The 12585-nt window shown below is 41.6% G+C and carries 5 protein-coding genes; 1 reads left to right on the plus strand and 4 read right to left on the minus strand.

The window, feature by feature from the left end:
• Window positions 1–76 precede the first annotated feature (76 nt).
• A complete protein-coding gene (gene sprA, locus O3603_RS06540) occupies window positions 77–7633 on the plus strand; it encodes a cell surface protein SprA (RefSeq protein ID WP_371521628.1) in 7557 nt (2518 codons plus the stop codon).
• Between the two features lie 183 nt (window positions 7634–7816).
• Here the strand turns inward: sprA and O3603_RS06545 are convergent, their stop codons facing one another.
• The 4 genes from O3603_RS06545 to O3603_RS06560 all read right to left on the minus strand — a co-directional run bounded on the left by O3603_RS06545 (window position 7817) and on the right by O3603_RS06560 (window position 12433).
• Window positions 7817–8704 carry a hypothetical protein gene (locus tag O3603_RS06545; protein ID WP_371521630.1) on the minus strand — a complete coding sequence of 296 codons (888 nt, stop codon included), beginning with the start codon at window positions 8702–8704 and terminating at the stop codon, window positions 7817–7819.
• Between the two features lie 510 nt (window positions 8705–9214).
• Complete coding sequence (locus O3603_RS06550; protein WP_371521632.1) at window positions 9215–10771, minus strand: restriction endonuclease subunit R; 1557 nt, start codon at window positions 10769–10771, stop codon at window positions 9215–9217.
• A gap of 39 nt (window positions 10772–10810) precedes the next feature.
• Entirely contained in the window at window positions 10811–11287 is a 477-nt protein-coding gene (locus tag O3603_RS06555) for a phosphohydrolase (protein WP_371521634.1), read from the minus strand.
• 315 nt (window positions 11288–11602) lie between these two features.
• The gene (locus O3603_RS06560; RefSeq protein WP_371521636.1) at window positions 11603–12433 is read right to left on the minus strand and encodes a type II CAAX prenyl endopeptidase Rce1 family protein; all 831 of its coding nucleotides are present in this window, start codon (window positions 12431–12433) and stop codon (window positions 11603–11605) included.
• Window positions 12434–12585 lie beyond the last annotated feature (152 nt).

Below are 12585 nucleotides of genomic sequence, written 5' to 3' on the forward strand. Positions count from 1 at the left end.
ACGCCTTTCATCACACATAGCAGCCTACACGTTTCTCCGTAAAGGAGCTTAGGGAGGCTTTCAATCACTCGTCTTCTTGAAAAGAAAACATTACATATTCCTCATTATTATCATGCTTCTTGGTAGTGTCACACTACTAAGCTGGGGACGTATGGCTCTATCTTTTGCACCGATAAAGAGCCTCTTCTCTGTAACACAAAACGATACGATCAAGAAGAAGAAACCGATTGAGGTGGAGATAGATGAGGAGAAGATCCCTGACTCTCTATTGCATCCAAGGTGGAAAGTGCAGCGCACTTCACCTATTACATACGATGATCTAAGGGAGAACTCTACCGATCTCATCCGCCCCGAGAACATGCGACAAACGGTGGAATATAACGACTCGCTTGATCGGTATATCATAGGTAACAAGATTGGTGATACATACGTGATGGCACCAATAATGATGACACCTGAAGAGTATCGGAAGTGGACAGAGAAACGCAGCTTCACGGATTACTATCGCTCAAAGAACCAAGAGATACTACGCGAAAAGGGCAAGGAGAAGTTCGACTTCACCGATATGCACTTCTCGTTAGGACCGGCTGAGAAGATCTTTGGACCAGGTGGTGTACGTATTAAAACACAAGGAACTGCAGAGCTGAAGTTCGGTGCGACGCTCAAAAGCATTGATAACCCGTCATTGCCAATACGCAATCGTAAGACCACAGCAATGAACTTTGACGAGAAAATTAACGTCAACGTGAATGGCAAAGTGGGCGATAAAGTGAACATGAACCTCAATTACAACACTGATGCGACATTTGACTTTGACACGCAGAACTTCAAGTTGAAGTATGAAGGAAAGGAGGATGAGATCATCAAACTGGTTGAGGGTGGTAACGTAACATTCCCTTCTAACAACTCTCTTGTGCAAGGGGCTTCGGCCTTATTCGGCATTCGCACCGACATGCAATTCGGTAAATTGAAGTTACAAACGGTGTTATCTCAAAAGAAGAGTTCGAATAAGAGCGTTAGTTCTAGGGGAGGAAAGCAGTTGACACCATTTGAGATTGATGCCGCAGAATACGAAGAGAACCGTCACTTCTTCTTATCTCAATACTTCCGAGATCACTATGATGAAGCAATGAAATCATTGCCTAACCTGAAGACAGGTATCACTATCAATCGTGTTGAAGTGTGGGTAACAAACAAGAGCGGAACGACAAGTAACACTCGTAATATCGTTGCTCTCACCGATTTAGGAGAGAATGAACGAGTGAGCCGAACGGATCTTTGGGGTACAGGAATTGGTCAAGTACCAACGAACAACGCAAACACTGAATACAACACTATCGCTCAAGGCTACCCTGCCGCACGCAATATTGATCAAGTGACAGGCATCTTGGATGGCGCAGGACTTGTGGGTGGTAATGATTACGAGAAGATTGCTAATGCCCGACTACTCAATAGTTCGGAGTACACAGTGAACCCTGCTTTGGGTTACATATCGCTTCGCAGTGGTCTACAAACCGACCAAGTGCTTGCCGTTGCATACGAATATACATTCGGTGGAGTGACCTATCAAGTGGGAGAATTTGCCAGTGACCGGACCGATATCAATGAGGCTCTATTCGTAAAGTCGCTGAAGAACACCAATAACAGCCCTAGTCAAGGTAACTGGGGATTGATGATGAAGAATGTTTATTACCTGTCGACTAACATTGAGAAGGATAAGTTTCGCCTTGATGTTAAATATCAAAGTGATACGACAGGTGTGTACCTTTCTTATATACCCGAACCACAAGTTAAGAGCTTACCCATCATTAAGTTGCTTGGTGCCGACCGATTAGATAACAATAACAACCCGCATCCGAATGGTTATTTCGATTATGTAGAAGGATACACAATAAGCAATGGGCGCGTCTTTTTCCCACTAGCGGAACCATTCGGCGCAGGGCTTCGTAAGAAACTTATTGATAAAGGTGTTACGGCTGCAATAGCCGATAAGTACACCTTCTCGGAACTATATAATTCGACTAAGACAACCGCTAAGCAGATTGCAGAGAAAGATAAATTCATGCTCGTGGGACAATATCGTGGTACGGCAGCAAACGTTATTTCGCTTGGTGCCTACAATGTTCCGCAAGGTTCCGTGGTGGTTACTGCTGGTGGAGTAACGCTTAATGAAGGTTCTGATTACAGCGTTGATTACAGTGCGGGAGAGGTAACTATCCTCAACCAGAGTATTATTGATGCAGGAACTGCCGTCAATGTCTCCCTCGAAAGTCAAAGTGCTTACCAACAGGAGCGCAAGACTATGATAGGAGTAAACTGGGAGTATGACTTCTCAAAGGACTTCCAAATAGGTGGAACATTCATGCACTTATCCGAACAACCACTCACCACAAAGGTGAATATGGGTTCGGAACCACTCAATAACACCATTTGGGGACTTAATCTAAGCTGGAAGAAAGAGAGCCAGTGGTTGACCAACATGCTCAATAAGATACCTTTCTTGCATGTCACTCAACCATCATATATCACCTTCTCTGCCGAGTTCGCACAGTTGTTGGCAGGGCAGAGTAAGGGCACACAAGACCATGCGTCTTACCTTGATGACTTTGAAGGTACGAAGAATGCAATCGATGTTAGCCAACCTACATCATGGGTTATTTCAAGTGTACCATCCGACTTCTCCGAGTCAACGGATAAGACTACTCTAAGAAGCGGATACAACAGAAGTCTCTTAGCTTGGTACAATATTGACCCGCTCTTCACACGTCGTAGTAGTTCACTAACGCCCGGTCACATCAAAAGCGACCTCGAACAATTATCGAATCACTATGTTCGTGAGATTCCAATTACCGAAGTCTTCCCTAACAGGGATCGTAACTATAGCGGTTCAATCTCAACCTTGCAAATACTGAATCTGGCTTTCTATCCATCAGAACGAGGCCCTTATAACTTCAATCCTAATATTGACATTAATGGTCACCTCACCAACCCTAACAGAACATGGGGCGGTATGATGCGTAAGTTGGACACGAACGACTTCCAGACAGCCAACATCGAGTATGTGGAGTTTTGGATGCTTGATCCGTTCATCTATACCAATCGACAAGCTAATGCCAACCAGTATGGTGGCGACTTCTATATCGATCTCGGCGAAGTGTCTGAAGATATATTGAAGGATGGAAAGAAGTTCTATGAGAGTGGTATGCCAGTAGATGGTAGCAACTCATGGACAACTACTCAGTGGGGACGAATCCCTACACAATCTACCATCACGTATGCTTTTGCGACATCAGCAGGCAGTCGTGCCAAGCAAGATGTGGGTTACAATGGCTTAACGGATGAAGAAGAAAGACAGTTCGCAGCCTATCAGAACTTCCTTACTGCAGCCCGTGCCAACACCAATCAGGCTGTGTTTGACTCGATATGGGCAGACCCTGCCAATGATGACTACCACTATTTCCGTGGTTCGGATTGGGATCGTAAACGTGCATCGATACTTGAACGCTATAAAAGAATCAATAACCCGCAAGGTAACTCACCTGACAATGAGAACAATAACGAGCGTTATGACACGTCTTACAAGACCACTCCTGATGTAGAGGATATCAACCAAGACTATACACTGAACGAATACGAGAAGTATTATCAATACCATGTTAGCATTCGACCACAGGATCTCAACGTCGGACAAAACTTCATTGTGGATAAGCGAGTGGCATCAGCATCCTTGCGAAAAGGTGGTTCGGAGCCTGTTACATGGTATCTTTTCCGCATTCCACTAGAGGAGTTTCAGAAACGAGTGGGCGGTATCAACGACTTTACAAGTATCCGCTTCATGCGCATGTTCCTCACTGGTTTCAGTAAACCAATCGTTCTCCGCTTTGCCACTTTCGACCTTGTCAGTGGCAAATGGCGTCAGTATCAGCAGAACTTAACCACTGGTGCGCCCAATACGGGTACGATGAATGTGAGTACGGTGAGCCTTGAAGAGAATGGAGATAAGACTCCCGTCAACTATGTCTTACCGCCTGGTATCATTCGAGGACAGGATCCGAGTCAGCCTCAACTAGTAGAAGAAAACGAGCAAGCATTATCTTTGGTCGTTAATAATCTAAGCTCGGGTGAATCGAAAGCTGTGTATAAGAACACAACACTTGACCTGCGCCAATACAAGCGTCTACAGATGTTTGTACACGCAAATGCCTTCGAACAGAACACAACCAACCTCGGTGATGATCAGTTGGCAGTGTTCATTCGATTGGGATCAGACTATAAGAACAATTATTACGAATATGAAATTCCATTGAAGCTAACCGCTCCAAAAAGCGATTACGACATGTATCTCCCACAGGATCAACGGCTGGTTTGGCCTATAGAGAACATGTTAGATATTCCTTTGCACCTACTCACTTCTGTCAAGAAGCAGCGTAACAAGGCACGTGGAACTGGTGGAGCTAGTTTCAATCGCGTCTTCTCTGTCTATGACACTGACCACCCTGCCAACAAAGTAAGTATCATGGGTAACCCAACACTGGGTGAGGTTAAGACTATGATTATCGGTGTGCGCAACCTTTCCAGCAGCCAGAAGAGTGGTGAAGTGTGGGTCAATGAGTTGCGTCTAAAGGAGTTTAACAACGAGGGTGGATGGGCTGCAAGAGGGCAGTTGAACGTCCAGTTGTCCGACTTCGGTAGTGTTGATATCAACGCAAGCCATAGTACTGACGGCTTTGGAGGCTTAGAACAAGGTGTAAATGAACGGCAACAAGAAACGAAGACTGACGTGTCTGTCACTACGAGTCTGGAGTTAGGTAAGCTGTTCCCAGACAAGGCGAAGGTCTCTGCACCATTATATTATAGTATCACAAAGAGCGAAAGTAGACCTAAATATAACCCACTCGACACCGATATGGAACTGGGGGATGCACTCGAAGGAGCTAGTAACAAGCAGGAGAAAGACTCGATTAAGTCGATTGCAATTACCAAACGATTGACAACGAACTTATCGCTATCGAATGTGCGTGTTGACATACAGACAAAGAATCACCCTATGCCATACGACCCCGCAAACTTCTCTTTCTCGTATAGCCATTCACACTCTCACACATCGGGCGAAACGACTGTCTATGAGAATGAAGACAACTGGCGTGGGGCATTAAACTATAACTGGACACCTGTTTACAAGACTTGGGAGCCATTCAAACGACTGATCAAGAGTCGTTCAAAATGGTTTGAGATCCTACGTCGCTTTGGCTTGAATTGGTTGCCACAGAACCTTACCTTCAATACAGAGATGGTTCGCAACTATTACGAACTACAAGAACGTGACATGGAGTCAATAGGTCATGACCGGCTCCCACTGACGTTTAATGAGCAGTTCCTATGGAACAGAGACTTTGCGTTGAGATGGGACTTAACGCGCAACCTACACATGAACTTCCAAAGTGCAACACATGCGGAAATAGAAGAGCCATACACTCCTATCAATAAAGACCTCTATGCGGATCGTTATCAAGCATGGAAGGATTCGGTGTGGACAAGCATTAAGCACTTTGGTACTCCACTTGATTACCAACAGAACTTCTCGCTCTCTTATCAGTTACCTCTTAACCTTTTACCTGTCTTCGATTGGGTGACTACGGATGCTAGTTATAATGCAACTTACACATGGGTAAGGGGTGCTAACCTTGATAATGGTACCTCGCTCGGTAACACAATCACAAGTAACAGGACCTTAAACATTAATGGGACTTTCAACATGGAACGCCTTTACAACCATGTTCCCTTCCTAAAGAAAACGAATGAGCGGTTCAATCGGACACAACCAAGGAAGCCCTCTCGTCCAACAATGACAGCCGAACAGAAGAAGAAAGAGAAGGAGCAGAAAGCGAAAGAGAAGGACGATGAAAAGAAGAAAGCACTACCTAAGAACAAGAAGAGTTTTGAGCAGGAAATAACCCTCAAAGCCGATACTTCTATCGTTGTATCGCATGGTAAGAATACGAAACGATTGATCTTCTCGGCTAAAGATGAGCATGGAAAAGCCTTAAAGATGAAGTGGAAGAAGGTGGGAGATAACCAAGTAAAAATCTTCAATCGGACGGACTCTGCTATACGGGCAAAGCTCACGATCACACCAAAAGAGCCACTCGATAACAAGAAATGGTATAAGACTGCACAATGTGTTGCACGTGCTTTAATGATGGTGCGCAACGTCGGAATATCGTATCGCAACCAGTATTCTATGACCTTACCAGGCTTCATGCCAACCATTGGAGATGCCTTTGGACAACGCCGTGGTACCGGTGCATTGACTCCTGGGTTGGACTTTGCTTTTGGTCTCATAGACGATGATTACATTGGTAAAGCACGTGACAATAACTGGTTACTCATCAATGATAGTATTGCTACACCAGCGATAACAAACCAGGTAGAAGACGTACAATTACGTGCCACACTGGAACCTTTCAGAGACTTCAGAATCGATCTCACGGCTAGTAGAATGACAACCACTTCAAGGAGCATTCAGTATATGTATGCTGGCGTTCCAACCACTCAAACAGGCTCATTCACCATGACTACGCTCTCTTTGGGCACTGCTTTTGAAAGCATGGGGAACGCTAACAATGGTTATCATAGTGCCACTTTCGATCGCTTTGTCAATTCGCTCAACAGCTATCGTAATCGTGTGGAAGCACAATACAATGGCGCTACTTATCCAGCATCAATGGGTGGAGGGCACTTCAGTCCAACGGTTGGAGCGGTCAATAAATATAGTGCAGATGTGATGATTCCAGCCTTCCTCAATGCCTACACAAGTATGGGAGGCAATGGTTTAAAGCTATTCCCTACCCTACGAAGTCTGCTCCCGAACTGGAGTATTAGGTACAGTGGACTATCGAGATTACCACTCTTCCAAGATCTATTCAAGAGTGTGAACATCAATCACGCATATAGAAGTATCTTCGCAATCGGCTCTTATCAGAGTTACAGCACATGGCAGGAATACATGAATGGATTAGGTTTCATCACCGATGCAACCACTGGGAACCCTATCCCAAGTTCGATGTATAACATCTCACAAGTTAGTATCAACGAGGCATTCTCGCCTTTACTGGGTGTGGATGTGACGCTTCAGAACAATCTAACAGCACGCATGGAATATCGTCAAACACGTGTGTTAGCACTCTCAATGACGAGTGTTCAGCTCAATGAGGCTACATCGAAAGATTGGGTAATTGGTATTGGCTATCGCATTAACGACTTCAATCTCTTTGGCAATGGAACACATCGTGTGGCAAAGAAGAAGAAGAAATCGACCGCAAACACGCAACAAAACGATAATAATTCATCGAACAGGAACAACGGATTTAACCAAGATCTTAACCTCAGATTAGATATGAGCTATCGTCGTCAAGCTGCACTTACACGTGACATCGCATCGCTCACCTCTACCGCTTCTAGTGGTAATACCGCCTTTAAATTCTCCTTCCTTGGTGATTACACACTAAGTCGCTTTGTCACAGCCAGCATCTATTACGATATGCAAATAAACTCTCCTCTGTTATCATCGGGTAGTTATCCGACCACAACTCACGACTTTGGAGTTAGTTTAAGACTAAGTTTAACGAGGTAGAAAGAGGTTTACAGCATCTCTCCAAGGCTTCTGTAATACTTCTCCAAGGTACTTGTAATGGTTCTCCAAAGCACTTGTAATAATCCTGTAAATTATCAGTTGCACTTTAAAATGGCTTTAACAGATACGAAAAAGTCCGAATCCTTGCACGGGATTCGGACTTTTCTTTATAATTGGAATCTGTTAACGATCTGTATGAACAGGTTGAAATTCCATTGTAATAGTAACTTCTTCACGACCTTTAGATTGGCTATCTACCATGATCAACTGTCCATTATAAAACTTGAGAGCAGCTTGATCATGTACAGAGGTCTGATCCTCATTTTCTGAAAAGCCTATGATCAACTCGTTAGCGTTAATCCATTTCCAGTAATTCATTAGGTCTTCACGACCGTCCGTAGTGGTTACATAATATGAACCTGCATGCGTAAACGTAACCGTTCTCAATAGCCTTAAGCCATCAATATCATCCTCCTTGTCTTGAGAAAGCTTTAACTTGTCCTTATACTCAGGTGTGTTTATTGCTGATCTAAATCCATCGTAAAGCTCATTGGCAGAGGTAGATGAAGCATTATAGACCTTCTTTCCATCATACTTCACAACGATATAACACTTAGAGAACACCCATGTACGACACAACTCATCGTTGACCTTATTAGAAGGTAACGTTCCAGACTTCTGGGCAGAGAACTTGAGAGACTTCCCTTTATTGGTCAACAGCAATTCGTATGAGTTGTTGTTAGCAGTGATAGTCAGCTCGCCAACAGTATTCAATACATATCGATTACCTTTCTTCTCATAACTTCCAGAGACGATAACATCATCATTATCTTGTGAAGAAGATCCAGAAACACTACCATCATACACGATAAAGTAGCGTCCATCTTCAGTTAGTTCAAGACTCTTCCAAGTAGATCCCTGCGTTGTAATCTTGTATCTTGCAGCATCAGACAAATACTTCGGTCGTTCTATCTTACCCTTTCCTCCATCATCATCAGAACTACTGCATGCCGTGAAACTCAACGTCATCAACGCCAATAAACTCACTACTAAAAACTTTGAATGTCTCATTTCTTTTGTATTTAAAATTATTTATTCCCTAACAAACTCACCCTTTCAAATCCCATAATTGCCAGCTTTTCTGTACCAATATAACCATTCAAAAGACAATTATAACCATTTAAAAGACAATTATATATTAACAGCAACAAAAGTAAATATACTTTTTTCAATTTACCCCTCATTACTTGTTAAAAATTACTAAGTCCCTTCCTTCCAACCTCACGACCATCCTTTCCCACGTTCATCATGCTACTTAAACATTCCCAAAAGAGAGTTCTATCTTCTCAAAGTCAATCTCTTATCCCTCGCTATATAACAGAGTCTGAACGAGTACATTTCACTTTCCAGTCACTCCTATCACGACCTTTTTACTTGCTAACATCTAATATCCAACTATCTACATGAAGTATTAAATATGACAGCAAATGAATTAAAAAATAAATTAGGGGCTTATACAGTATGTGTTATGATCTTTTTTAAACTTTATAATCCCGAGTTTATTGCTCGATGTAAATTCTTTTAAATATAGCCTTTAATAACTTCCGCCCCAATTAGCTGATTTAATGTAGACCCTATAAGTTCATCAGAATAGATTGACTGCCAATAGTTATCGAAGATCGGTTTATCTATATTACATTGTCCAGAATTGTCTAATACATATATAATAAGTCGTTCTTTATCACAAATCCCCATTAGTTTAGAGCGTAACATATGGGCATACGACAAGGCTTGGCGGAAGGCTTTTTGTTCTTCTATCATTGAAGACATGTCCAACTTAACTTCAATTACTAAGGGTGAACTTTCAAAATGAGTAGTCCCACGTGGGAAAAATACAAAGTCCGGAATAGCCTTTTCCTTTATTCCAGCCTTTAATTGTAGCTGTCTCGTCCAATCAGAATTATTGTAACCAATTCGTTTCAATATAGGGATGAGAATGTTTTCTTCTACGTCCTTCTCATGTATAATATCTCCAAAGTCAATAAAAGTCACTGCATAGAGTTGCGGATAATCTGTATTCTCTACTCCTTTTTCCTTTACTAATCGCAATAATTCTGTGTAGTCTTTTGCAGAAAATCTTATACCATTTATACCTTGCAAATTCTTTCGTACGATTGGTAACTGAGAGAAATAAGAATCTCCTTTTAAGTCTGAAAAAGTAATTTTTGGAAGTTTAATACCATTACGTACAATAGTTCTGCAATGGTAATAATCAAAAGGATTGAATATACCGATCGAATCTGCACGCCAAATTGAATGTATATAACTTCGTGGGGATGTGCAATATACAATAACTAAGTCTCCTCTACGAGTTCTTTCGTTACAAGCCCAAATAGAAGTAGTAGACGGCTGCGACTCTTCTAATGAATCAAGAAACTTAAAATCAATATTACCAGATGCTCCTGTTAACCATACATTTGTGGGTTGTGGTAATTTTCCAGTTGTTAATTCCTCTGTATCTAAGAGTACCCTTGCTCCGTAATCATATAGGCATGCACAGAGTTCAGCATCTGTTAGCTCATTGTCTTTTTGGAATTCATTAAGTATACCGCATATATCATAGTAATACATAAGGTACTGCTTGTAGTCTTTAGAACGAGGTATTGGTGGTAAGTCTATGCCAAGCGCATCACAACTCTTTTGTATAATATCAAATCGATGTGAAAGAAGGATAGGCTTAAAGTAATAATCATAATAATACAAATACATAGATAAGGCATCTACCGCTGCTGCTTTTAGTCGAAACTTATTTGCCGATATGATGTATTTGTTCCCTAACCATACGATTTCATCATCCTTAACTTCAAAGTCCATTAGGTCGTATGAGTCAATGAAATGCTCAAAACTTTCCCGAGTAAAAGTCTCTTCCTCTATGAGATTCCGTTCAACGAAATTAATCTCATGTATATACACTAACTCCACAAATTGCTGAGGATTAAAATCACTATCCAATCCATTTGCAAATGTTGCGATAGCTTCTATATTCTTATATACATCATCGGGATTAGGGTCAAACATTTCTATCGCTTTCTGTCCATCGGCTGATTGCTTATAATAGTTCCATAGGGTCTTGTTCATAATCTTTTAATTCTTTCTTAAAGTTTAAGGTTTATCTTATTAAGCTTTGCTTAGATAATCATACTCTTTCTTGTATCGTTCAATACGTTCATAATCCATCTTTGCAGGATTAGGAATTCGAGAAAGGTCCATATTGTGAGTAAGGTCGTGCATCTTTACGGCAGTTGCAAGGGCATTCTCTTTTATACGATGAATATATGTTTCTCTGTTAGGTGCAAGATGATGATTGAGTAAATGTAAAGCATCGGCAAGTTCAAGCCTATCGGGATCTGACAAGGGAGTTCCTAATTTATCATCTAACAAGTTAAGCACTTCCTCAACGGAATAGGGTGTATCTTCACTTGCATCGTGTAGATAACCAACAACCTGCTCTTGCCAAGTGCTCCCCATTTTGGCAACAGATGTAAGGTGACCACTGAAGTAATCAACCCCAGCCTTGTCCACCTGCCCTTTGTGTAACTCACAAGCTAACTCGGCAGCACATTGTACGATATCTTTCTCCTTGTTGACTAACATAGCTAGACTTTAAGTTATATGTAATAGAATCTCTTTACTATCTACTATTCACAATACAAAGGTACATCTTTTTGTGAACATACCAATCTTATTGAGCATTTCTTTAAGATTTCATCTTTATCTATAAGCCTTTAACATCATCTATAATTTAACGTGAGGTCGACGAATTCACGTTAATTAAGTTCATATCAAGCATTATATTGGTTGTATAATACAGACACTGGCTGGTTCTTTCGTGGTGATTGCCAGCCAGTGCAGTTAATACCTAAATAATCGTATTTTTCTTGGAACAAACAATTAAATGGTGAGTACACTCTACTCCAACGCTCGGTTAAAGAACAGTCGACGTTCTTTAACCACAATGATAACAGACACGATAAGCAGTAATACCGTCTGTATACACTTGCTATCGGGGTGAGTCGCAAATATTTCATTGAAATAACCTGCCGTAATGTGAAAGATAATAGCTACGAGGATATTTCGGTTGGTTTTATAATAGAGCCAGTTCATCAAGATAACAAAAGGAAAGATACTCACGATGAAGTTCAGACTATAAAGCCAGCCCTCACTCACCACATTAGCGTGATAATAACCCTTAATACCTGCAAGGGGAAAATGCCAAACTGCCCAATAAGCTGCAAACAGCATAGATGTTTTGAAGAGACTCATTCGAGAACGGAGACAGTCTGTTCCATAACCATGCCATGCAAGTTCCTCAAGCATAGGTGCAAGTATAAGGAGGAACCATACAGGGAAGACACCCGAAGTAAAGGTGTAATGACCTGTAATAATGAATTGCGATGGACTGTAACCGAACAACAGAGATACTGCCATAGCACACAAGATACTTGCTGGCATCAGTAGGCAGGCTGTGAGATAATATTGCCACTTATCAGAAGACAAGTTTAGGAATCTCCCAAGAAAGTCTTTCCGCAGTTCCTGACGCTGAATAACCAAAATAATGGTCAGAAACATTGGGAAGAAAAGTCCTGCCAATCCCAACAATGGGGCTGTCCATGTACTTTCCGAATAAACTACATGATGACTTACATAACTGGCAGCAAACCAGAATATCCATGGGATTAGGGTTGCCAAGAGATAGAAAAGTACCGTATGGCGATACTTGATGACGATGTTTTCTTTCATGCTGTTTTATTTTTATATATATGTAATAATCCTGACAATCTGTCTGAGATCGCTGTAATTGCTACAATCCTTTTATTTCACCTGCAATGACTTATAATACGAGATAATGAGTGCAAAGGTAATACAAAAAATTATATAATAAGTAGACGTGG

This window comes from Prevotella sp. 20925_1_30, assembly GCF_041433025.1.
In the GTDB taxonomy this organism is placed as follows: Bacteria; Bacteroidota; Bacteroidia; order Bacteroidales; family Bacteroidaceae; genus Prevotella; species Prevotella vespertina.

Excerpts from the sequence above, each read along its gene's own strand:
- O3603_RS06560 (WP_371521636.1), bottom strand. The coding sequence starts at position 12,433 with ATGAAAGAAAACATCGTCATCAAGTATCGCCATACGGTACTTTTCTAT.
- O3603_RS06545 (WP_371521630.1), bottom strand. The coding sequence starts at position 8,704 with ATGAGACATTCAAAGTTTTTAGTAGTGAGTTTATTGGCGTTGATGACG.
- O3603_RS06550 (WP_371521632.1), bottom strand. The coding sequence starts at position 10,771 with ATGAACAAGACCCTATGGAACTATTATAAGCAATCAGCCGATGGACAG.
- O3603_RS06555 (WP_371521634.1), bottom strand. The coding sequence starts at position 11,287 with ATGTTAGTCAACAAGGAGAAAGATATCGTACAATGTGCTGCCGAGTTA.